Below are 20,853 nucleotides of genomic sequence, written 5' to 3' on the forward strand. Positions count from 1 at the left end.
AGCGTATATCCAGGCGCTGTCGCCGACCGAGCCGACGCCGGGAGCCCTGAAAGATGGCTCCCGGTCGCTCGTTTTGGTCTGGATATTAACGCATTTTGGGGTTTGTCAAGAGGGAGAGCAGATGGCAACTGCCTTTTGTCTCCTTAGAAATAGAGCGTACTTAACTGCTGCTTGAGTGTGTCGATTCCGATAGAAAACCCAAGACATTGGCTGGATTGAATAATAAAGGCGTTTAGACCAATGACTTGCCCATGGAGGTTAATAAGCGGCCCGCCGCTATTCCCGGGATTGATGGCCGCGTCCGTCTGAAAAATTTCCTCATAAACCCGTTTTGCGACGGTCAAACGGCGGTTTTTGGCACTAATGATTCCGGCTGTCACCGAGTTTTCCAGCCCTAACGGGGAACCGTTTCTCCCCATAGCGCAGACCGCGTTCCTCTAGCGAAAAGCGAGGGTGGCAATCCGGACCTGCTTATTACCGCCCTGCGTCTGCGGCTTTTCTACTGCCGCTTCGATCTTGTCGACCAAGAGGGTAATCAAGTGCTTTTTTTCCGCAGAGGTAGCCTGATTCCAGATCGCGGATACGTCCTTGAGGGCTTGGATCAGTTGCCCATCGGATAGCTGATCTTCTTGTTCGGCAATCTGCTGGAATAGTTCTTGCTCAGCTGTTTGAAGCTCGGTTAACTTGTGCCGATATTGTTCCGCAGTCAGCAGCATTTCTTCAAACGCCTGCGAGAGCCGCAGCCGCTTGCGCTCCAGTCTTTGCTGGTGCAAGTGCAGCAACGGCGTTGGACTGGCGGTATGATTGCTGGAGAGGGTACAGGCTTGATCGGTTGGCCACTGGGTAAGGTATGGGGAGAGGCGGCGGAATATCGCGGCTTCCAGCAAATCCTCGCGAATCATCGGGGCCTGGCAAACGCCTTTTCGGCGGTTTGGACAAAGATAATACCGATACGTGTAGCATTTCCCTGATTTTTTTTTGCTATTTCCCGTCTTGCCAATCATCGGAGCCTGGCAGAGCGCGCAATACAGGAGGCTGGAAAAGAGAAAAGGGGAGGCCAGCTGCCGAGGGTGTTTGCGTTTCCGGTTGGTCAGCAACATTTGCGCGGACAAAAATGTTTCTTTATCGATTAGCGGCTGGTAGGCGTCTTCATGGAGAATCCATTTTTCCGGAGCGTTCAGTTTTTGTCCGGACTCGCTGTAGTTCCAGCGCAAGGCTCCGTAGTAGACGTGATTTTGCAGAAGATGAGAGAGCGTTGTCGGACTCCAGGCAGCGCCCGTCTTTCCGCGCAAGCCCAACTGATTCAACTGTCGGGCGATCTGTTGCAAGGAGGCGCCCGACAGAAATTTGGCAAAAATCAATTTGACGATCTCTGCTTCAAATGGCTGGGGCACAAGCATACCGTTCTGAATCTCATATCCATAAGGCGACGGCCCCCCCGGCCGTTTTTTTTCTTGTGCCATCTGCTCCATGCCCATTTTCACGCGCTCCGCCAAATTTTCCCGCTCCCATTGAGCCAGGGCAGCCACCAATGTAATAAACAGACGGCCAATCGCGGTCGTTGTATCGTACACTTCTGTACAACTGCGAAAGTTGACTCCGTAACGATCAAACTCCTGCAACAGCCGATAAAGATCCAAAACGGAGCGGGTGAGCCGATCAAGCCGGTACACCACCACAATATCGACCAACTGCTTGCGGATATCCCGGAGCAGTCGCTGCATCTCGGGCCGCTCAAGATTTTTGGCGCTGTATCCTTCATCAATGTACAGATCGGCAACCTCCCACGATTGCGAACGGATAAAAGCTGTCAGTCTTTCCTGTTGCGCTGCAATCGAGAAGCCTTCTCTCGCCTGTTCTTCGGTACTGACGCGAATGTAGATCGCTGTTCGTGTTCCCATAAAAAAACACCTCACACATAGCTGCTAGTAGAGCATACAGCAGTCGGTGAAGTGTTATTCCTGCTTGCGGAAAGGATGTATTTCCATAAGGGGACGAACAGCGTCTTACATCCACTTATGACTCCACACCTCGATCGATTCGATCACATGCCGCAAATCGTTTCCTTTTTCGGTGAGCTCGTACTCAATGCGAACCGGCGTTTCCGGATAGACGCGTCTTTCGATAATTTGTTCTTCTTCCAGTTCTTTCAATCGTTCGGATAACATCTTGTCGCTCATTTGCGGGACGATTTCCCGAATTTCTTTAAAGCGGGCCGGGCCACGGAGCAGCACGTGCAAAATCAACCCTGTCCAGCGTTTGCCTAATATATTGACTGCTCCTTCAAATTTGGGGCACATTTGTTCATTGCGAGTTGATTGGTCCATTTATGCCACCTCTATACTTTAGTTAGGTAATATCATTGTAACACACATAAATAGCAACCGTAAGCTATTCCCCAAAAATAGGGAATCAATAGCGGGCAGGCGTTTCTCTGAAAACGGGTGATCGCCCATCTTTTCAGAGAAGAAAACTACGGGTATTTACCCGCTTTCCGGAAAATCGGCACCTTCGCGAGGTCTCGTTTCATAAACTATCAAACGAGTACAGTAAAGAAGGTGTCAATGATGTCCAAAAAAGCGATTGGCATTCTTACTTGGCGAGATGGTAAAAAATTTGAAGAACCCCGTTATCTCCGCCAACTCGTGCAAACCGGGCGGAAATTGGGAGCAGAAGTTTTTTTATTTTCCCACCAGGATATTTTTCCTGTCAATGAAAAAATTCGCGGTTTTATCCCATCGGGGAAGGGAGGCTGGGAAGGCAAATGGTTTTCCTGGCCCGATATCGTCATTGACCGTTATCGCAAATATACGAAAGAGTATAACGATATTCGCCATGGCGGCCTGTTTTTTTATGCCAACAAACCGTTGGCGATCAAATGGATTGTCACGCAATTGCTGGCCAACGACGAAGCAATTCGCCGGTGGATTCCCCAAACCGTTGAATACAGCTCGGCAAAACTGCGCGAGATGCTGCAAATCTACCCTTTTGTCTACATTAAACCGGGCAACGGCACCGGTGGCCGCAGCATTATGAGGGTCAGCAAAAAGGACAACGGATTTCGGCTGGTGGGGCGCAGCAAAACGAGAGCAAAGAAGATGCTGAGCATCGCGAGCTCGACGGAATTGATCAGCTGGATGCATACATGGGTAAAAGAACAGCGAATCCGCAAAGGGAATTTTATGATTCAACAGGGACTGGACCTGGAACTGTTGCCCAAACGCACGGTGGATGTCAGAGTGTTGATCCAAAAAGATCGGTACGGGGAATGGGGAATTACCGGCATGGGCGTACGAATCAGCGAACGCAACAGCGCAATTTCCAATTTGCATGGCGGCGGAAAAGCGGCGGACTTCGTTGAATTTATGGGAAAAACGTTTGGCACGAGCAAAATGAGAAAGATTCGGAAAGAGATCCAGCAACTGGCCATGTTGACAGCACAAACGCTGGAAAAACATTTTGGCACGTTAATGGAGCTTGGATTGGATATCGGCGTCGATAAAAACGGGCAAATTTGGCTGATTGAAGTCAATCCGAAGCCTGGCCGGGAACTGTTTAAAGAGTTGGGACAGGATAATATCTACGAAGAAGCGATCCGAAAACCGCTTCAGTTCGCCCTCTATTTGGCGGAGCAAAACAGGCTTGCGGAGTTGTCCATTCCGACGACGGAAGCCGTTCCGGTTGTCGCAGAGACGCCGGTAGCGATTGAACCAATCGCAGATGCGGGCGAAGGACGTTGCGAGCAAAGCGAGGAAGAACTTGTGCCGCCAGCCGGTGAGGAGAAGGAAGAAAAAGAGTAAGGTTTTGCCTGTCGGAAGCAACGGGGAACCGATACTGATAACCCATTCGCCAACTCTCGTCTCGGCCGAGCTGCCCATGGGCAAAGCCTGGAGCCTGCCATCTGCTTCTATCTTTAAAACGGCAAAATCTCGGGTGCGATCGGAAAACACCCGCTTTGCTTCATATACGCGACCATTGTATAGCTTGACGCTAATTTTTTTCGATTTTCCGACAACATGTTCACTGGTGAGTATATAACCGTTTGGATGGAAAATAAAACCAGATCCATAACTGCGTTCGGAATGAGAATCAATCGGCAATTGATCGGGCATGAGATCGCGAATGATGCGCTCCATATTGCGTGACAGCGGTTGATCTTCGGTGACAATCGAGACAACGCCATGTTTTACACGGTCCACAATGGGCACGAGAAAGTTATAGGGATGCAGGCTGCTGCTTCCAGGGTGTTTTCCGTTGACATAGTTGACCACTTTCCTGCGTTTCACCAAACATATCCCCCCAACAGCAGATAGGTATGTATCAGTTTATGGCAAAGCAGAAGGGAAGGGACGCCCAAAAGTAAACCTGGGGGGAGATTGCCGATGCAGGCAAAATAGTATTAGTATAGAAATAGAATTAAGAAATAGATTCCTTACTTGTTTGCCGCCATCCCTGGTCATGTCGGAACCAGGGCCGTTTTTGGGCGGCCGAATCATTTGGAAAATATTTTTAATAGAAATAATCCTGTTTAAAAGTGATCTTGGAGGGTGTGGCACGATGGATGTAAGAACGATCATACTGGGCTTTTTAACATACGGTGAAATGAGTGGATATGACATAAAACAAGCGTTTTCTCACAGTATCGGTTTTTTTTATGACGCCAGTTTCGGAGCGATTTATCCTGCACTGCGCAAACTGGAAGAGGAAGGCTATGTAACGAAGCAGGAAGTGATTCAGTCAGGCAAACCGAACAAGATCTTGTACAAGATTACGAAAGCCGGCAAAGACTTGTTTCAGCAAGAAATCAGCGGCCCTGTCCTGCCGCCGGTTTTGCGCTCCGACATGCTGGTGAAGCTGTATTTCAACGCCAGCCGAACGAGGCAAGAGCAAGCACAGCTGCTGCAAGAATGCATCGAATTGCAGCAAAAGCTGTTGACGCAAACCGAGGAGTCTTTCGCCAAGTTTTCCGCCGATTTTGACCGGTACCAGCGGTTTTGTTGGGAATATACGCTTCATCAATTGGAGCAGTCCCTCGCCTTCCTGCGGCAGCGCGCTCCCTTGCTGCTCAACCAGGAGGAAATTTTACAAAATTCGTGAAAGAAAGACGAAAACCGCGGCTGCAGTCAGGGACCGAGCCGCGGTTTTTGCTTGCAAAGAAAGGCCAGCTTACTTCAGGTTTTCCGGATTGAGTGCTTCCAGTTCCGGCACAACAAAACGGCCATCTTTGCGGATCAGCTTGCCGTCAAAATAAATTTCGCCGCCTCCCCAGTCGGGACGTTGGATGCAGACGAGATCCCAGTGAATGGACGATTTATTTCCATTGGGCGCTTCGTCATAGCTTTGTCCCGGGGTGAAATGGAAACTGCCGTCAATCTTTTCGTCAAATAAAATATCTTTCATTGGATTCTGAATATATGGATTCACGCCAATGGCGAACTCACCTATATACCGTGCGCCTTCGTCAGTATCAAAGACTTCGTTGATCCGCTCGGTATCGTTGGCTGTCGCTTCGACAATTCGGCCGTCCTTGAAAGTCAGTTTAATGTTGTCAAATGTAAAGCCTTGATAAGGAGAAGGAGTGTTATATGTAATCACGCCGTTCACCGAGTTTTTCACTGGCGCGGTAAACACTTCGCCATCCGGTATGTTGCGATCGCCGGCGCATTTGATCGCTGGAATCCCTTTGATCGAGAAGGTTAAGTCTGTACCAGGACCGGTAATTCTCACCTCGTCTGTTTGTTCCATCAGTGCTACCAAATTGTCCATTGCCTGAGACATTTTGCTGTAATCCAAGGTGCATACCTTGAAGTAGAAGTCCTCAAAGGCGTCGGTGCTCATGCCGGCCAACTGAGCCATCGACGAGTTTGGATATCGCAAAATCACCCATTTTGTCTCCGGCACTCGGACATCAAGCACAGGGCGCTGCAGCAAGGTGGCGTGGAGTTTCATTTTGTCGCCCGGTACATCGGCGTATTCGCTGATATTGTCGCCGCTGCGAATGCCAATGTAGCAGTCCATTTTTTTCATAAAGGTGACATCTGCCTCACGCATCACCGCCAGTTGTTCTTCCTGAAAACCGAGCATCAATTCGCGCTGAATTTTCGGTTCAATCAATTGCACATAAGGGTAACCGCCGGCAGCATAGACTTTGCGGATGACCGCATTGACCAGTTCGGGCACTTGGCCGATAGCATAAATCAAGACATTTTCCCCGGGCTGTACATTTGTCGAGTAATTCACCAAAACATCAGCCAGTTTGTCCAGACGTGGATCTTTCATGGTACATTCCCTCTTTTCTTTCAACATTCCCTCTTATTGTACACAATTTTTCCACGGAACGCGAAAATGGAAGCAGTAAAAAAACAGCTATCCGGGGAGATAGCTGTTTGGCCGAAACACGCCAACAGGATTCGGTATTGTAGTTATACGTTGGCGTGTCGCAAAACGTTCCATTTTTTTGCCGATTTTATTTGATTAGTTATTGTCGGAAGCACCGACGATGACCAACAGGATAAACAGAACAAGAATCAGGGTGAAATCGTCGAAATCTCCGTTAAAGATGCTGCTCATAAATAAAATTCCTCCCTTGGATTTTGTATTGGTTGCTTATGGCCTGTTGCATATGCAGGGCTTGATTGCCGCTGCTGATAAAGGGCGATCGCTTAATTATCGAATGCGCCCACAATCACCAGAAGAATAAACAAAACCAGGATCAACGTGAAACAATCGAAATCACCTTTGAAAATGCTGCTCATACTTACCATCCTCCTCCATCGCGTTAAGTCTCTTGTGCTTACATCCATAACATATGGGGGTAGGCGAAATGCCGTAACGGCAGATGCCCATTTTGCAGGAATTTTGCCGCTACAAGGTTTATTATTCTGAAAAGAAGGAAAAGCTGGAGGATACCAAAAGACTATGCAAGTGAAAGGATGGCAAGGTATGCGAAAAATGGTTTCGCTTCCTCAACAAGAAGAGCTTTCCATTACCATTAACGTAGGGGAAGAATTCAAGTCGATTGTGTGGAAAGCCCAATACGATATGGATTTCAATACAGAGTGCCTGTTTTGCTTTTCGGACCGGATTACCGGCTATCGAGTCGAAGATGAGCAAGGCAGATCTGGAAAGGTAGCTGTATGCCCGAGTTGTGAAAAAGTAAACGCCATCTATTTTTGAGCGGTCCTCCTGGTTTTTCAATGGCTGGCGACATTTTCCCGGAGCAAAGCTGATTGGCATTGCATCCACCAAGTACCACTCTCTGTTAGGCAGGATTCCTGCCGGTAAACTCGAATTTTACCTAGGGTTTAAAAAATAGGGAGAAGGTGTTTTCATGCAGAAGAAATGCAGCCGCTGTGGAAATGAAATGAGCATGATGCTGCGCAACGTAGTCTATCGCAACCGCGTGAAGATACATAATGTACCTGTTCATGTATGTATAGACGAGCATTGTGCCCATTGCCAAGTAGTCGATTTTGTCAAAGATGACTTGAAAAATTTAATGAATGATCTGGGGCAAAATCCAAGCCGACAAACGATTGATTTTGAACAGGTTTCCGAACTGTCCAATTTGTTGGTAATGGTCGCCAACCAGGAAGAGGATGAGGAAACCTCGATGCGGGAAGCGTTGCAATTGCGAATTAACGAATTGCTGGATATGTTCCTGCTCGCCCAGTCGTTGGGCGATCAAAACTGGATGAATGAACTTCGGCAAAAACTGACCCAACTGATCTAGTCCGTTAAGGGTGCTTTCAAGCTGGCGCTTTTAGCGACTTTTTCCTATACTGAAAGCGGTGGACAAATTTGCGCCGAAGATAGGAAAAAGGAGTGAACGTTTCTATGCCGCAATTTAAACAGCTACGTTCAGTGGAAGAGTTGGAGCAGTTTCTGCAGGAGCCTGGCAAACGGCTGTTGTTCAAGCACAGTACGACTTGCCCGATCAGCGCCAACGCCTATGGTGAATTTCAGGCCTTTTTGGAGGGACAGCAGCTTCCGGCAGCCGTGATTCATGTCATTGAAGATCGGCCGGTTTCCAACGAGGTGGCTGACCGCTTTGCCATTAAACATGAATCGCCGCAAATCTTCCTGTTGGAAGAAGGCGGTGTCAAATGGCACACTTCCCATTGGAAAATCACCAAGCAAGCGATTGAGGAAGCTGTTCAGGCTTAAAAACAAAAAAGACCGTGGCGCAGCCACAGTCCCGCTGTCGGGGAAGAATCCCGGCAGTTTTTTTGTTGTCCGGAAAAAAAGCTATTGGCCGGAGGTTTTGCTTTTTTCCCAATACAGCTCCAGCTTGTCGCCGCTTTTGATCTCTGTCTGAAACGTCGCGTCTTCACCGTTGACCCGGGTGATCAGCCGCATGACGCCGCTGCCTTCCGGTTGAACAAGCGAAACTTCGACAAAGCGGAACACATCGCTAAAGACAGGCGGTTTGCCGGGCAGCGCTTTTACCGTAATGATCGCTCCATCGGTGAGCGTGGCATCAGCGGTGACAGGATTGCCGTTCATGGTGATGTCAAGTTGACCGGTTTTCACCGCGACCCGCTGTTCGTTAAACATGACGTGCACTTCTTCCTGAATCCATTCTTCCGGCGGAATCACCTGCTTGATCGCGGGCAAGGGCAGCGGGTGTTGCTCATAAACAATCTCGTCCCCCGGTTGTATCGGCTGCTGCAAGGAAGCGGGCCGTCCATTTTGCAAAAGGTGTATCTCATGCCGGGGCCACTCAAATTCCTGTCCATTCAGGCGGAATTTGAGCGTTTCCGCTTCAAGCGGGTGGAAACCGGTTTGACGCAATGCTTCAGCGATCGTTTGCGGCATGCGGATTTCCACTTGGTCGCGGTCTGCCAGCGGCGTTTCTGTTGACTGTTCGACTCCGTTAATGAACACCAGCGGCTCGAGGCAAACAGCTTGCCCATTGATCGACAACTCGATCAGCGGCGAATTGCCGCACACATCTGCGACGAGCGCCTGGGCATCTTTGCCGTCTGTTCCGCGGATCACGACGATCTTGTCCTCATTGTCGATTGGGGCATCAAGTCCGACCGGTTCGCCGTTTTTCGTAATGCTGGCTGCGGTCCCGTGCTCGCCGGGGATGATCCGCATTCGTCCGTTCATTGTCACCGTCATCGCCAGGCCGGGGCGACCGTGCAAGCGGCGAATATCCAGTCCGGCAGCGATCAATGCATCGCCCACATTCATTTTCCGCAGATCGAAAATGCGCAACTGCAGCTCATTGACCGTTACCGTAATATACTTCAGAGGATGACGGCGAGCGGCCACGGCGATGCCCACCGGCGTCACAAATTCAGGCCCGTTAATTAACGGATGGGACTCGACAAATTGCTGGATCGCGTCAGCTCCGCGCACCGCTACGCGGGCGGCCGGCAGCTCCAGCATACCCGCCACCTTCTCCGTCAATTTGGGTGTCAAGCTCCCCCCGCCGATCAACATCACCGCTTGCGGAGCCCGTCCATTCAGTTCCAAAATCTTTTCCGCGATTTTTTGCGCAAGTTTATTAATCTCACCGTCAATTGCCGCTACGATTTCAGCGCTGGGCAAGGTATGATCGATTCCAAGGATGTCTTGAAAAGTAACCGTTTCATTGCCATTGAGCGAACGTTTGACTTGCTCCGCCATCGGAAAGTCGAGCAAAAAAGCGTTCATCAAGGCATCGGTAATTTCATCCCCCGCCACCGGAACCATCCCGTAGGCGGTGATCGTTCCTTCTTCGGTCAAGGCGACGTCTGATGTTCCCGCACCGATATCGATCAGGGCGATGTTCAGTCGGCGCATCGTCGGCGGAATCAGCACATTGATCGCTGCGATCGGCTCGAGAGTCAGTGCCGACATTTCCAAATCACAGCGTTTTAGCGCTGCCAGCAAAGAGTCAACCACAATCCGCGGCAGAAAAGTAGCGATCACTTCTACGCTCGCTGTATCGCCATGCTGATCGATCAGACTGCCGATCGGTTCATCGTCCAGCAAATAGCGAACGACACTGTATCCGACACAATAGTAACGGGTGGAATCGAGATCGTTGAGCTCCTGAGCGAGCTGGGCCTGTGCTTCCTGTACGGCAGTAAATTCCAAAGTCAGCACATCATCCCGCGAAAAAGCGACGTGTTGCCTGATTTCCATTTCCGCCGTGGCGCGACGTGTCCGCAGCGAACGTCCGGCAGCGGCGACCGCTACCTTGGTCAGCGGGCCATGCTTTTCGGCCAGGCGCTCTTTAACCTGTTGAATCACTTCAGCTACTGCGACAATATCGTGAATCTGACCGTCGAGCATCGAGCGCTCGCTGTGCTCCTGAATGGCACAGTCAATCACGCGAAACTTATCGCCAAGCGGTTCGACAATTAAACCAACTACACTTCGTGTACCAATATCGAGTGCAAAGATGGTGCCTTCAGAACTTGTGTGAAGATCGTGTGACAAGCATTTCTCTCTCCTTGTCGCGGCCAGTTTCGTTCAGGGAAAACTGCCAAAGGTATTTATAAGTAATCATTCTACTTGGAACAGGAGGAATCCTGTCGAATTTTGCAACAGAATAAAAATAACAAAAAAAAGCGAATATTTTTCAGTTTACTTTCGCGCTTTTTAGCATTAAAATGCAATACAAAGAGTTTACAAGATCACTTAACGGATGAGAGGAAAGGTGGAGAGCACAGATGAGCCAGGAAAAGATTGATGCGCTTCGCAAGCAGGTAGACGAGATCAACCTTCAGCTTTTGCAATTGATCAACCGTCGCGCTGCCTTGGTGCAAGAAATCGGAAATGAAAAAGAAAAACAGGGGATTAATCGATTTGATCCGGAACGTGAACGGGAGATGCTGAATCTGCTCGTTGAACATAATGAAGGGCCTTTTAATGACAATACGATTCGGCATTTATTCAAACAAATTTTTAAAGTTTCGCTGGAGCTGCAAGACGACGAGAAAAAACGGGTACTGCTGGTCAGCCGCCAGAAAAAGTCGGAAGATACTGTCATTCAGGTCAAAGGCGTCGAGTTTGGCGGAAAAGCGCCAATTTTGATTGCCGGTCCGTGTTCGGTAGAAAGCTACGAACAGGTGAAAGAAGTAGCGGAGAACCATGTGAAGCGCGGACTGCGCGTATTGCGCGGCGGTGCATACAAACCGCGGACATCGCCGTATGACTTCCAGGGCCTTGGAGTGGAGGGGCTGGAAATTTTGAAGCGGATTGGCGATGAATACAATCTGGTGACGATCAGCGAGATCGTGAGTCCGAACGACATCGAATTGGCGACCCAATACATTGATGTCATTCAAATCGGCGCGCGCAACATGCAAAACTTTGAGTTGCTGAAAGCAGCCGGCCGCGTCAACCATCCAATTTTGCTGAAACGCGGCCTCTCGGCGACGATTGAAGAATTTATTTACGCCGCTGAATACATTTTGTCGGAAGGAAATACGCAAGTTATGCTGTGTGAGCGCGGAATTCGCACCTATGAGAAAGCGACCCGCAATACGCTGGATATTTCCGCTGTCCCTCTGCTGAAACAAGAAACCCATTTGCCGGTATTTGTTGACGTGACGCATTCCACCGGTCGCCGCGATCTGCTTCTGCCGACGGCCAAAGCCGGGTTTGCAGTGGGAGCAGACGGTGTGATGATCGAAGTGCATCCCGATCCGGATGTGGCTTTGTCCGATGCGAAGCAGCAAGTGACGATTCCGCAATTTAATGAAATCGTCGATGAGCTGTTGAAATCGGGGTTGTATAAAACGGAAGCGCTGCTCGGCAAATAAATTCGGTTTGAATCTGCATTTGTCTATTTTCCGCCCACTCGACTCAAGCTGCGGCTTGGCGGGTGGGCTTTTCATAAGGAATTTGCGAAAGACAACCCGAATGTATGCTTCATTTGCAGATTGTGTACGATAATGACATGATATGTTCGAAAATAAGCGGAGAAAACCGATTGAAACGGTTGCCTGGTTAGCGTAATATATTTGCTATAAAATTTTTTGAAAATTACTATGAAAACCAAAATATGGGGAAAGAGAAGTGGTACCGATGCCTGTAACAATCTATGATGTAGCGAGAGAAGCGGGCGTCTCCATGGCAACCGTATCCCGGGTAGTCAATGGCAATCCGAATGTAAAGCCAACGACACGGAAGAAGGTGATGGCGGCCATTGAGCGTCTGGGCTATCGTCCCAATGCGGTGGCGCGCGGCTTGGCGAGCAAGAAAACGACAACCGTTGGTGTCATTATTCCCGATATCTCCAGTCTGTTTTACTCCGAATTGGCCAGGGGGATTGAGGATATTGCGACCATGTACAAATACAACATCATTTTGTGCAATTCCGACCAACGCCTGGAAAAAGAGTTGCAGCTGATTAACACTTTATTGGAAAAACAGGTCGATGGTCTGCTTTTCATGGGCGCTGACATCAAAGAAGATCATCTCGACACCTTTTCGACCGCTTCTGTGCCGATTGTCTTGGCGGCGACGAGAGATCCGGACAGCCTGTTGCCGTCGGTGACGATCAATCACTTCCAGGCGGCTTACGATGCTACGCAAACTTTGATTGAACGAGGGCATAAACGCATTGCCATGATCGCCAGTCCGCCCAGTGATCCATTGGCCGGCTTGCTCCGCTTTGAAGGATATAAACAAGCTTTGCATGATGCCGGCTTGCCGCTCCATGATGAACTGGTGACTGGCGGAAACTATTTCTATCAATCCGGCTTAAATGCGATGAACAGCTTTTTGCAGCTTGCCGAGCCGCCGACTGCGGTTTTTGCCACCAGCGATGAAATGGCGGTCGGGGCGATTCACGCCGTCCAGGATGCCGGCTTGCGCGTACCGGATGATATTGAAGTGATCGGTTATGACAATATTCGTTTGGCGGAAATGGTACGGCCGCGGCTGACCACGGTCGTCCAGCCGATGTATGATATTGGTGCGGTGGCGATGCGATTGCTCACCAAATATATGAATAACGAACATGTCGACGATCATGTCGTGCAACTGCCCCATCGGATCGAATTTAGAGAGAGTACGCGAACCGAAAACGTGTAATCAAGGAGGTCAACATGCGAATCGGGATGATCGGCGCTATGGATGAAGAAATAGCGCTTTATTTGCAAGAAATGGAACAGCGCAAGGAGACGGTGAAAGCAGGGATTCGCTTTTACGAGGGGGTCTTGAACGGGAAAACGGTCGTCCTGTGCAAATCGGGTGTTGGGAAAGTGAACGCGGCGGTTACGACCCAAATGCTGATCGATCAGTTTAACGTCGAACAGATTATTTTCACCGGTGTCGCCGGCGCAGCGCATCCTGACCTGAACATTGGGGATATCGTCGTGTCCACCGATTGCTTGCAGCATGATATGGATGTGACGGCTCTAGGCTTTCCGGCAGGACAGATCCCGTTTGCCGAAAAATCGGTCTGGGAAGCGGATCGCCAGCTGATCGATCTGGCTGTTCGGGCGGGACAATCATTGGCGGAAGATGTGCAGGTCGTGACTGGACGGGTGCTCTCCGGCGACCAGTTCATCGCCAACCATGACAAAGTCGAGCAGCTGTTTACACAATTTCAGGCGCATTGCATAGAGATGGAAGGGGCAGCCGTCGGGCAAGTGTGCGCAATGAATGAGGTTCCGTTTGTGATTGTTCGCTCCATGTCCGATAAAGCAGACGGTTCGGCACACGTCAATTTCGCCGAATTTACGGAATTGGCGGCCAGACGGTCATTTGCAATCGTCCAAAGTATGCTGCAGCAGCTGGGAGCGAACGTGATCGTCTACTCGACCCAGAATTGTGTCGACTGTGAAATCGTCAAGAAATGGTTGAAAGAAAAAGGAGTCGCTTTTGAGGTCAGGGATGTGATGACCAGCAAACAGTATCAGGAAGAGGTGGAACGCTTTGGCTTTATGGGCGTCCCGGTAACCGTTTGCGGCGACAAGGCGGTAAAAGGCTTTCAGCCAAATGAACTGGAAAAGCTGTTGGAATCGAGATAAGCCGATCGAGGCTGGACAAGACATGCCAAAAGCACGGGAGCGTTGCCCGTGCTTTTTCGCGTTTCAGGCGAGCAAAAACATCGCCCGCTCCAGCATCCTCCTGTTGGTTTCCTCAATCTCTTTCCGCCGGGGAATCGGCGGGAAAGGTGCGGCATCATCAAACAGATGGGTAGGCAGCGCAAGTTCGCTTTGCGGTTGCCAGTTGGCCCGCCAGACTTCCGGCAATGTTCCGTCTTGCAGCGGCCGGCCGCTCATTTCGCTCCATAAGATGGTCCAGGCGCGGGGGACGACCCGCCAAATATCATATCCGCCGCCGCCGACGGCAATCCATCTGCCGCCGCACAGTTCATGCGCCAATTGATGAGCCAGGCGCGGAATCGCTTGATAAATGCGCATCGAGCAGGACAGATGGGTCAGCGGATCGTAGGCATGGGCGTCACAGCCGTTTTGGCTGACAATTACATCGGGCTGGAAATGGTAAGCAGCTTTGCTCACCAGCTGCTGATACAGCTCGATAAATGAATCGTCCTCCGTAAAGGCATCCAACGGCAAGTTGAGCGAATAGCCGTAACCGCTTCCATCTCCTCGTTCCGTCACATTGCCAGTCCCGGGAAACAAATATTTGCCTGTTTCGTGGATTGAGACGGTCAGCACATTGGGATCATCGTAAAAAGCCCATTGCACGCCATCTCCGTGATGGGCATCCGTATCGATATACATCACGCGGGCATTCCAATGTTTGCGCAGATAGGCAATCACGATCGAACAATCGTTATAGATGCAGAAGCCAGAGGCGCGGCCGCGCTGGGCGTGATGCAATCCACCGGCAGGGTTGAAGGCATGGTCAGCTTGGCCGGTCATCACCAACTCCGCTGCTCGCAATGTACCGCCAACGATTAGCGAAGCAGCCTCGTGCATCCGGGGAAACACAGGGCAATCTTCCGAGCCCAATCCATAACTGTCCGCAACGGCCGACAGGTCCGCTGAGTGGCCGAGTGCTCTCACTGTCTCCATGTACCTCTGGTCGTGAATCAATGCGATTTCCTCATCGGTGGCATAACGAGGTGCGACGATTTCCGCTTCATCCAGCAGCCGATACGCTTGCATCAGGTCGTACATCAGCAAAAGCCGTTGCTGGTTGAATGGATGATGTTTATGAAAATAATAAGATGTAAAAGCAGGCGAATAAATTAGACGGGAGCGGGAATCCAACTCATCATTCCTCCCTGGAAAGTCTGTATAGCGGATAGCTGGTGCTGACCGGCTCCCCAAATCCAGCAAAGCCAGGCGATCATTTTATTAACGGGTTATCCACAATAATCGTATCACCTGCATGGTGAAAAAGAAAAGAAGGAATGCAAAGATAGAGCAAACTCAATAAAAAAATCGGTTTTGAAAACGGATACGGTCAAAAGTTTCCACATCTTCCGGCGGGACACGTTTGCCAACGCGGACCATTAAGCAATTGGCGGGGTGGGAACAAATTTCCGGATCATCGGTAGCCATCCATACCATGCCGACGCTGCCCATGACCTTTTCCATTACTTTGCGGTATCCCCAGATGTCCAGTCCGGTCCCGGCGAAATCCCAATGCCAGTAATATTCGGTCGTCAACACGATATAATCTTCCATCGCGTCATCGGAGAAGGCCAATCGCAGCATCGCTTTGCTGATCCCCCCGCCGCGGACCTGCGGACTTACTTCAATCGCGCCCAGTTCCAACAAATTGTCCAGCTTGGCTTGCGACCAACGCTCCAGCGGATCGGGGAATAAAAAGGTGACGTAAGCCAATACCAATTCTCCGTCGCGGGCGATAATGATTCGCCCTTCCGGCAGGGCGGCAATCTCGACGAGAGCCTGATGCTGCAATTCGGGAATCCGAAACGCTTTTAATCCTTCATCAAAGCGCAGCGCTGCCAGTGCTTCCGGCGTAACCGGTCCTTCGACGGTCAGTTTTCTTCCGTTCAGCTCAACCTCGCAGGAGGAATAACGCTTGACGTGAATCATCGTGATTCACCTCGATTTTCGTCGTTTTTTTTATTATAGCCAAAGAAAAGGGAGATGGCTTTGACCATCTCCGGCAATTCGGTGAACTATTCCGCCGATAAGGCAGCGTAAGCGGAAGGGGAGGATTCCCCGATTTGGTTAACGGCGGTGATGTAAAATTGCCCGCTTGATACCCCGTCGAAGAAATAGCTGGTATCGGTTACGCTTCCCAACAGCAAGAATCCTTCGGAAGGATTAGGGGCGTAATAAACATTGTACGTGATCACTTCATCGGCAGCCGCGTTGCTGTTCCAGTTGAGCGACATGCCGCCCGCTGACTTGGATACGGACAATCCCGTCGGCGGACTTGGCACCTGTTGTTCAAAATGACTTTGCTCCGTTTGTTGTTCAGGCGATTGCGCCGGCTGTTCTCCCAGCACCGGTTGGGCAGGAGACTGCCATTCGATCGTTGATCCGGCTGAAACAACCTCGGATGGTGATGATTCCTGTCCTGTGACATCAACTGCCGTCAGATAATATCCGTAGCCGGCAGAAGCGGCGCCTGTATCCGTATAGGAGAGCGCAGCCGGGTCTTTGATCGTCGCGATTTTCACAAACGATTGATCGGTGCCGGCGCGGTATAAACGATAGCCAAGCAAATCCGCTTCGCCGCCAGACTTCCAGGTAAGCACAACGTTGTTCCCGGAAGTTGTTGCCTTAACCGCACTTGGTGCAGCCGGAGTCCCCGAAACTTCAACGCGCGGATCTTCCTGGGAAGGCAGACGCTGTTCCCAATCAGGCGGACGGGCGGTCGTTGTCTTGACAACCTCCGGCGAATCGACGATCGGCTCCGGACCGCGATAAAAAATTCCCTCGGAGACAAAATCGTCAGGCGTTCCTTCTTTGGCCAGATACCGTTGTCCATTGTACTGGACGATTTTCGCTTTTTGATGACCGTCATCCGTCTTTGTCGGGATAAATTGCCGATTAAACAGGTCGGTGATCAAATGGCCGGTCTGTTTGGACAATTCGCTCGGAAGCAGGCCCGATTTGCTGTCAACGGTCAGGCTGACGATTCCGTCCGGTTTTTCAAATTTGGCATCAGGAGGAGAGAGCGATGGAATCGTGTCGACGATCTCTTTCATCACTTTTCCCCAGATCATCATGGGAAAATACTTATCGGCATCGGGCATCGGGTACGGTTCATCAAAGCCGACCCAAACCCCCATGGACAGCTCTGGCGTATAGCCGACAAACCATAAGTCGTTGGAACTGTTGGTCGTTCCTGTTTTTCCGGCGATATCGACGCTTCGCGGAACATAGTTGCGCACATGGGCACCGGTACCGGAATTGACGACCGTCCTCATCATGTCCGTAATCAGATAGGAAGTTTGTTCGCTGAACACGGGCACAGGCTGAATTTGATGCTTGTAAATGACCTTTCCTTCGCTGTCTTCAATCCGGTCGATCATGTACGCGTCGATGAACGTACCGCGATTGGCAAATGTTGCATAGGCGTTGGTAATTTCCTCAGCTGTCAATCCATAAGCCAAACCGCCGATTACCCCGGTGGCCGCATGATTGTCGCTATCGACCAAAGTGGTCACGCCCATTTTTTTGACATACTCCAGCGCTGTGGTGATCCCCACTTTTAGGTAGGTTTTGATCGCCGGAACGTTCCACGATTGGCGAAGCGCTTCCCGCGTACTCATAATGCCGTGGTATTTGTTGTCCCAGTTAAGCGGAGTATGGGTGCCGTTTTGCCCATCGCTCAGCACCAACGGAGAATCATCGATCGGTGACCCCGGTTGCAGCAAGCCGAGTTCAAAAGCCGGCGCATAGGCAGCCAACGGCTTCATCGCCGAACCAGGCTGACGGGGAACAGTAGCGTGATTGGTCTGTTCCACATTAAAATCGCGACCGCCAATCATCCCGAGAATCGCCCCGGTCTTGTTCTGAATCAGCATAGCCCCCGTCTCTTCCAGGGCATTTTCAATTTTTTCCGTTTTTCCGTTGGAACGGCGGATCGTATAGGTCCGATTTTTGCCGAAGTTTTTAGGATCAGCAGCGATGTCCTGCATAATCCGGTTGGCATCCTTATTGATCGTCGTATAGATTTTATATCCGTTTCGCAAAATCTCTCGCCGTTTTTCCTCGACCAGCTGCTGGTACTCATTGTTGCCTACCGTTTCTTTGTCTCGTCCCTGCTCGGCCAACTCGGAGTCGACAAGCGCTTTCGATGCTCTTTCTTCAATTTCCATCATCAGGAAGGGGAGTTCGGAGTAAGCCAGCTTGGTTGGCTTGGCCAACCGCGTCTCCAAGTCAACAGCCAAGGCTTGCTCATATTCCTGCTGGGTAATCTTGCCCGCCTCCAGCATCGATTGCAGGACAATTTTTTGACGTTCTTTTCCGCGCTTAAATCCTTCCGTAGTAAAGGGGGAATACGCGGATGGGCTTTGCGGCAGACCTGCGATATAGGAGGCTTCCGCCAGATCCAGATCTTTGACCTCTTTGTTGAAGATTCCTTTTGCTGCGGCCTGGACGCCGTATATGTTTGAACCGTTGGCATTTTTGCCCAAGTAAATTTCATTGATATAGGCTTCCAAAATCTGGTCTTTGGTGAACATCCGCTCCAACCGCAGCGCGTTGAAAATTTCCTTTGCTTTGCGGGCGTGGGTTACTTCTGTCCCCAAAATGGTCCGCTTAATCAATTGCTGGGTCAGCGTGCTGCCGCCCGTTACCACCGTTTGGTGCGTCAATTCCTGGTAAGCGGCCCGCAATGTTGATTGAAAAGAGACGCCGTGGTGGGTGTAAAAATTACGATCTTCCGTAGCGATGATCGCATTGATTAAATAGGGAGAAACATCTGGAATTTTGACCAACCGCCGGTCTTCTTCGGCACGGAGTTGGCCAATCAGGCTTCCGTCGCTGTAATAGACAAAACCGGTCAGATAGTTGCTGAAGATTTTTTGATGATATTCCGCATAGGTCCGTACAGGCTCGTCCTTTACGAGTGAAGCGACATAGCCTACCACTACACCACCTGCTATGAACAAACCGATCAATCCCAATAAAACTGCCAGCTTGACGATGGCTAGCACGATCCGTCCTTTACCGTACCGCCTTCGTTTTCGTTTGGTCGAATTCGACGCAGGCGAATGAGTATTTTGCATAGTATGTATAACCTCCTAAAAGATCGACCTAATTATACCACATCCACCGATTACAGGCATAATGAATGTTTTTTTGAGGGGTTTCGACATTGACAGAACATCTCTGGTTGTGCTATTAATAAAAACAATATCGAAATCGAGGCGTTGAAAGACGATAGTAGCGGGAAATTACGGCTGACAGAGAACTGGTGGGTGGTGCAAACCAGTGTCGTCTTCCTGGCGAATTACACGTCTGGAGCTTGTCGGCAATGCCGAACGGGTCAGGCCGTTATCCCTGTCGAGCGGAAAAGATGCGAGCGGCATCTTTTCAACTAGGGTGGTACCGCGAGTCAACTCGTCCCTATCAGGGCGAGTTTTTTTATTTTCTATGAAAAAAAGTGAGGAGACTGAACGAATGGCAGAATCTACGGAAAACCTTTTGTTAACTGAAGAGCAGCAAAAAGAAGTGGAGCGTCAGATGGCGATTCTTCGCCGGGGAACCGTTGAGATTATCCCGGAAGACGAATTGCGCAAAAAACTCGAGCGGTTTGTCGTAACCGGCCGTCCTCTGAAAATCAAGCTCGGACTTGATCCGTCCGCCCCGGATATTCACGTGGGCCATACCGTTGTTTTGCAAAAACTGCGTCAATTTCAGGAGCTTGGCCATACGATCCAGTTGTTGATCGGTGACTTTACCGGCCGGATTGGCGACCCGACGGGCAAATCGGAGACTCGCAAGCAGTTGAGCGAAGAACAGATCAAAGCAAATGCGCAAAGCTATGTGGAGCAGTTTGACAAGGTGCTGGATGCCAGCAAGGTCGAGCTTGTATACAATTCCGAGTGGCTGTCGCCGATGACGTTTGCCGATGTGGTGGAATTGGCTGCCAAAACGACCGTGGCTCGCATGCTGGAGCGGGATGATTTTGAAAAGCGGTATAACAACGGCCAGCCGATCTCGATTCACGAATTTTTCTATCCGTTGATGCAAGGATATGATTCCGTCGCCTTGCAATGCGACGTGGAATTAGGGGGAACGGACCAAAAATTCAACTTGCTGATGGGCCGCAACCTGCAAAAAGAATACGGATTGGAACAGCAAGTGGTGATGATGATGCCGTTGTTGGAAGGGCTGGACGGTGTGCAAAAAATGTCCAAAAGTCTCGGCAACTATATCGGCATCAATGAAGCTCCCAACGAAATATACGGCAAGGCCATGTCGGTACCGGATGAACTGATGTTGCGTTACTACGAACTGGCGACCGATCTGTCCATAGAACAGTTGGAGGAACTGCGCAAAGGTCTGGCTGACGGTTCGATCCATCCGCGCGATGCGAAGATGAATTTGGCGAAAACGTTTGTCCGCATGTTCCACGGCGAGCAGGCGGCGGAAGAAGCGGAAAACTACTTTAAGACTGTGTTCCAACAGCGAGCCTTGCCGACCGATCTTCCTGAAGTGCAGCTTGCCAAAGCGGATTATCCTGAACAGGTCAATATTGTCAACCTGATTTTTGACTTGAAACTGGCCGAATCGAAAGGCGAGGCGCGCCGGATGGTACAACAAGGCGCCGTTAAGGTGGATGAGCAGAAAGTGGCCGACATCCAGGCGGAGATTGCCTTGAGCGAAGGGATGGTCGTCCAGGTAGGGAAACGGAAATTTGCCAAAGTGCGATTGGTGTAAGCAGGCAACGGGCAAAGGAATAGGGTTTTGAAACGAATTACTTCCGTTTCAAAACCCT

19 protein-coding genes, 1 pseudogene and 1 other annotated feature are annotated in these 20,853 nt (G+C 50.3%); of the genes and pseudogenes, 9 read left to right on the top strand and 11 right to left on the bottom strand.

Annotated features, from left to right (window positions below; all coding sequences use genetic code 11):
* Nucleotides 1-143: 143 nt before the first annotated feature.
* From JOD01_RS11765 to JOD01_RS11775, 3 genes are all read right to left on the bottom strand, one after another.
* On the bottom strand, nt 144-419 hold the full coding sequence (locus tag JOD01_RS11765; RefSeq protein WP_204518523.1) for a S1C family serine protease: 276 nt from the start codon (nt 417-419) through the stop codon (nt 144-146).
* An 18-nt stretch (nt 420-437) separates the two neighbouring features.
* Nucleotides 438-1,901: a recombinase family protein gene (locus JOD01_RS11770; RefSeq protein ID WP_204518524.1), complete on the bottom strand. Its 1,464-nt coding sequence runs from the start codon at nt 1,899-1,901 to the stop codon at nt 438-440.
* 105 nt (nt 1,902-2,006) lie between these two features.
* Nucleotides 2,007-2,327 carry a winged helix-turn-helix transcriptional regulator gene (locus JOD01_RS11775; protein WP_204518525.1) on the bottom strand — a complete coding sequence of 107 codons (321 nt, stop codon included), beginning with the start codon at nt 2,325-2,327 and terminating at the stop codon, nt 2,007-2,009.
* 237 nt (nt 2,328-2,564) lie between these two features.
* Between JOD01_RS11775 and JOD01_RS11780 the strand changes: the two genes are divergently transcribed.
* Nucleotides 2,565-3,800: a YheC/YheD family endospore coat-associated protein gene (locus JOD01_RS11780; protein WP_204518526.1), complete on the top strand. Its 1,236-nt coding sequence runs from the start codon at nt 2,565-2,567 to the stop codon at nt 3,798-3,800.
* Nucleotides 3,801-3,827: 27 nt separating this feature from the next.
* On the opposite strand, the pseudogene JOD01_RS19700 reads toward JOD01_RS11780, so the two are convergent.
* Nucleotides 3,828-4,136: pseudogene (locus tag JOD01_RS19700) on the bottom strand (S1C family serine protease); the annotation flags it as partial.
* A gap of 421 nt (nt 4,137-4,557) precedes the next feature.
* On the opposite strand from JOD01_RS19700, the gene JOD01_RS11790 reads away from it, so the two are divergent.
* A complete protein-coding gene (locus JOD01_RS11790; protein ID WP_204518527.1) occupies nt 4,558-5,097 on the top strand; it encodes a PadR family transcriptional regulator in 540 nt (179 codons plus the stop codon).
* Nucleotides 5,098-5,166: 69 nt separating this feature from the next.
* Here JOD01_RS11790 and JOD01_RS11795 read toward each other — a convergent pair whose 3' ends face one another.
* From JOD01_RS11795 to JOD01_RS11805, 3 genes are all read right to left on the bottom strand, one after another.
* Complete coding sequence (locus tag JOD01_RS11795; RefSeq protein WP_204518528.1) at nt 5,167-6,279, bottom strand: aminopeptidase; 1,113 nt, start codon at nt 6,277-6,279, stop codon at nt 5,167-5,169.
* Nucleotides 6,280-6,474: 195 nt separating this feature from the next.
* The gene (locus tag JOD01_RS11800) at nt 6,475-6,570 is read right to left on the bottom strand and encodes a YjcZ family sporulation protein (protein WP_204518529.1); all 96 of its coding nucleotides are present in this window, start codon (nt 6,568-6,570) and stop codon (nt 6,475-6,477) included.
* Between the two features lie 92 nt (nt 6,571-6,662).
* On the bottom strand, nt 6,663-6,755 hold the full coding sequence (locus JOD01_RS11805; protein ID WP_204518530.1) for a YjcZ family sporulation protein: 93 nt from the start codon (nt 6,753-6,755) through the stop codon (nt 6,663-6,665).
* Nucleotides 6,756-6,942: 187 nt separating this feature from the next.
* Between JOD01_RS11805 and JOD01_RS11810 the strand changes: the two genes are divergently transcribed.
* From JOD01_RS11810 to ytxJ, 3 genes are all read left to right on the top strand, one after another.
* Nucleotides 6,943-7,176 carry a hypothetical protein gene (locus JOD01_RS11810; RefSeq protein ID WP_204518531.1) on the top strand — a complete coding sequence of 78 codons (234 nt, stop codon included), beginning with the start codon at nt 6,943-6,945 and terminating at the stop codon, nt 7,174-7,176.
* A gap of 154 nt (nt 7,177-7,330) precedes the next feature.
* A complete protein-coding gene (locus tag JOD01_RS11815; protein ID WP_204518532.1) occupies nt 7,331-7,732 on the top strand; it encodes a hypothetical protein in 402 nt (133 codons plus the stop codon).
* Nucleotides 7,733-7,836: 104 nt separating this feature from the next.
* Nucleotides 7,837-8,166, top strand: coding sequence for a bacillithiol system redox-active protein YtxJ (gene ytxJ / locus JOD01_RS11820; protein ID WP_204518533.1), 330 nt, complete (start codon nt 7,837-7,839; stop codon nt 8,164-8,166).
* An 81-nt stretch (nt 8,167-8,247) separates the two neighbouring features.
* On the opposite strand, the gene JOD01_RS11825 is transcribed toward ytxJ, so the two are convergent.
* Nucleotides 8,248-10,434 (bottom strand): cell division protein FtsA, encoded by a 2,187-nt coding sequence (locus JOD01_RS11825; protein ID WP_204518534.1) that lies wholly within the window; start codon nt 10,432-10,434, stop codon nt 8,248-8,250.
* A gap of 233 nt (nt 10,435-10,667) precedes the next feature.
* On the opposite strand from JOD01_RS11825, the gene JOD01_RS11830 reads away from it, so the two are divergent.
* From JOD01_RS11830 to JOD01_RS11840, 3 genes are all read left to right on the top strand, one after another.
* Complete coding sequence (locus JOD01_RS11830; protein ID WP_204518535.1) at nt 10,668-11,762, top strand: bifunctional 3-deoxy-7-phosphoheptulonate synthase/chorismate mutase; 1,095 nt, start codon at nt 10,668-10,670, stop codon at nt 11,760-11,762.
* 265 nt (nt 11,763-12,027) lie between these two features.
* On the top strand, nt 12,028-13,038 hold the full coding sequence (gene ccpA / locus JOD01_RS11835) for a catabolite control protein A (RefSeq protein WP_204518536.1): 1,011 nt from the start codon (nt 12,028-12,030) through the stop codon (nt 13,036-13,038).
* Between the two features lie 14 nt (nt 13,039-13,052).
* Nucleotides 13,053-13,979 (top strand): 5'-methylthioadenosine/adenosylhomocysteine nucleosidase, encoded by a 927-nt coding sequence (locus JOD01_RS11840; protein WP_204518537.1) that lies wholly within the window; start codon nt 13,053-13,055, stop codon nt 13,977-13,979.
* 63 nt (nt 13,980-14,042) lie between these two features.
* Here JOD01_RS11840 and JOD01_RS11845 read toward each other — a convergent pair whose 3' ends face one another.
* The 3 genes from JOD01_RS11845 to JOD01_RS11855 form a co-directional block, all read right to left on the bottom strand.
* Nucleotides 14,043-15,191 (bottom strand): acetoin utilization protein AcuC, encoded by a 1,149-nt coding sequence (locus JOD01_RS11845; RefSeq protein WP_204518538.1) that lies wholly within the window; start codon nt 15,189-15,191, stop codon nt 14,043-14,045.
* Between the two features lie 162 nt (nt 15,192-15,353).
* Nucleotides 15,354-15,986: an N-acetyltransferase gene (locus JOD01_RS11850; protein ID WP_204518539.1), complete on the bottom strand. Its 633-nt coding sequence runs from the start codon at nt 15,984-15,986 to the stop codon at nt 15,354-15,356.
* An 86-nt stretch (nt 15,987-16,072) separates the two neighbouring features.
* A complete protein-coding gene (locus JOD01_RS11855; protein WP_204518540.1) occupies nt 16,073-19,138 on the bottom strand; it encodes a transglycosylase domain-containing protein in 3,066 nt (1,021 codons plus the stop codon).
* A 135-nt stretch (nt 19,139-19,273) separates the two neighbouring features.
* Nucleotides 19,274-19,483 (top strand) — a binding site (T-box leader).
* Nucleotides 19,484-19,532: 49 nt separating this feature from the next.
* Here JOD01_RS11855 and tyrS point away from each other — a divergent pair.
* Entirely contained in the window at nt 19,533-20,795 is a 1,263-nt protein-coding gene (gene tyrS, locus JOD01_RS11860; RefSeq protein ID WP_204518541.1) for a tyrosine--tRNA ligase, read from the top strand.
* Nucleotides 20,796-20,853 lie beyond the last annotated feature (58 nt).

The sequence above is a fragment of the Brevibacillus fulvus genome (genome assembly GCF_016908525.1).
Classification (GTDB): domain Bacteria; phylum Bacillota; class Bacilli; order Brevibacillales; family Brevibacillaceae; genus Brevibacillus_G; species Brevibacillus_G fulvus.

What these genes read in the sequence shown, in the direction of transcription:
- JOD01_RS11775 (WP_204518525.1), bottom strand. Translation starts at nt 2,327, where the DNA reads ATGGACCAATCAACTCGCAATGAACAAATGTGCCCCAAATTTGAAGGA.
- JOD01_RS11810 (WP_204518531.1), top strand. Translation starts at nt 6,943, where the DNA reads ATGCGAAAAATGGTTTCGCTTCCTCAACAAGAAGAGCTTTCCATTACC.
- JOD01_RS11800 (WP_204518529.1), bottom strand. Translation starts at nt 6,570, where the DNA reads ATGAGCAGCATCTTTAACGGAGATTTCGACGATTTCACCCTGATTCTT.
- JOD01_RS11815 (WP_204518532.1), top strand. Translation starts at nt 7,331, where the DNA reads ATGCAGAAGAAATGCAGCCGCTGTGGAAATGAAATGAGCATGATGCTG.
- JOD01_RS11830 (WP_204518535.1), top strand. Translation starts at nt 10,668, where the DNA reads ATGAGCCAGGAAAAGATTGATGCGCTTCGCAAGCAGGTAGACGAGATC.
- JOD01_RS11770 (WP_204518524.1), bottom strand. Translation starts at nt 1,901, where the DNA reads ATGGGAACACGAACAGCGATCTACATTCGCGTCAGTACCGAAGAACAG.
- ccpA (WP_204518536.1), top strand. Translation starts at nt 12,028, where the DNA reads ATGCCTGTAACAATCTATGATGTAGCGAGAGAAGCGGGCGTCTCCATG.
- JOD01_RS11765 (WP_204518523.1), bottom strand. Translation starts at nt 419, where the DNA reads ATGGGGAGAAACGGTTCCCCGTTAGGGCTGGAAAACTCGGTGACAGCC.
- JOD01_RS11850 (WP_204518539.1), bottom strand. Translation starts at nt 15,986, where the DNA reads ATGATTCACGTCAAGCGTTATTCCTCCTGCGAGGTTGAGCTGAACGGA.
- JOD01_RS11795 (WP_204518528.1), bottom strand. Translation starts at nt 6,279, where the DNA reads ATGAAAGATCCACGTCTGGACAAACTGGCTGATGTTTTGGTGAATTAC.
- JOD01_RS11840 (WP_204518537.1), top strand. Translation starts at nt 13,053, where the DNA reads ATGCGAATCGGGATGATCGGCGCTATGGATGAAGAAATAGCGCTTTAT.
- JOD01_RS11780 (WP_204518526.1), top strand. Translation starts at nt 2,565, where the DNA reads ATGATGTCCAAAAAAGCGATTGGCATTCTTACTTGGCGAGATGGTAAA.
- tyrS (WP_204518541.1), top strand. Translation starts at nt 19,533, where the DNA reads ATGGCAGAATCTACGGAAAACCTTTTGTTAACTGAAGAGCAGCAAAAA.
- JOD01_RS11855 (WP_204518540.1), bottom strand. Translation starts at nt 19,138, where the DNA reads ATGCAAAATACTCATTCGCCTGCGTCGAATTCGACCAAACGAAAACGA.
- JOD01_RS11790 (WP_204518527.1), top strand. Translation starts at nt 4,558, where the DNA reads ATGGATGTAAGAACGATCATACTGGGCTTTTTAACATACGGTGAAATG.
- ytxJ (WP_204518533.1), top strand. Translation starts at nt 7,837, where the DNA reads ATGCCGCAATTTAAACAGCTACGTTCAGTGGAAGAGTTGGAGCAGTTT.
- JOD01_RS11805 (WP_204518530.1), bottom strand. Translation starts at nt 6,755, where the DNA reads ATGAGCAGCATTTTCAAAGGTGATTTCGATTGTTTCACGTTGATCCTG.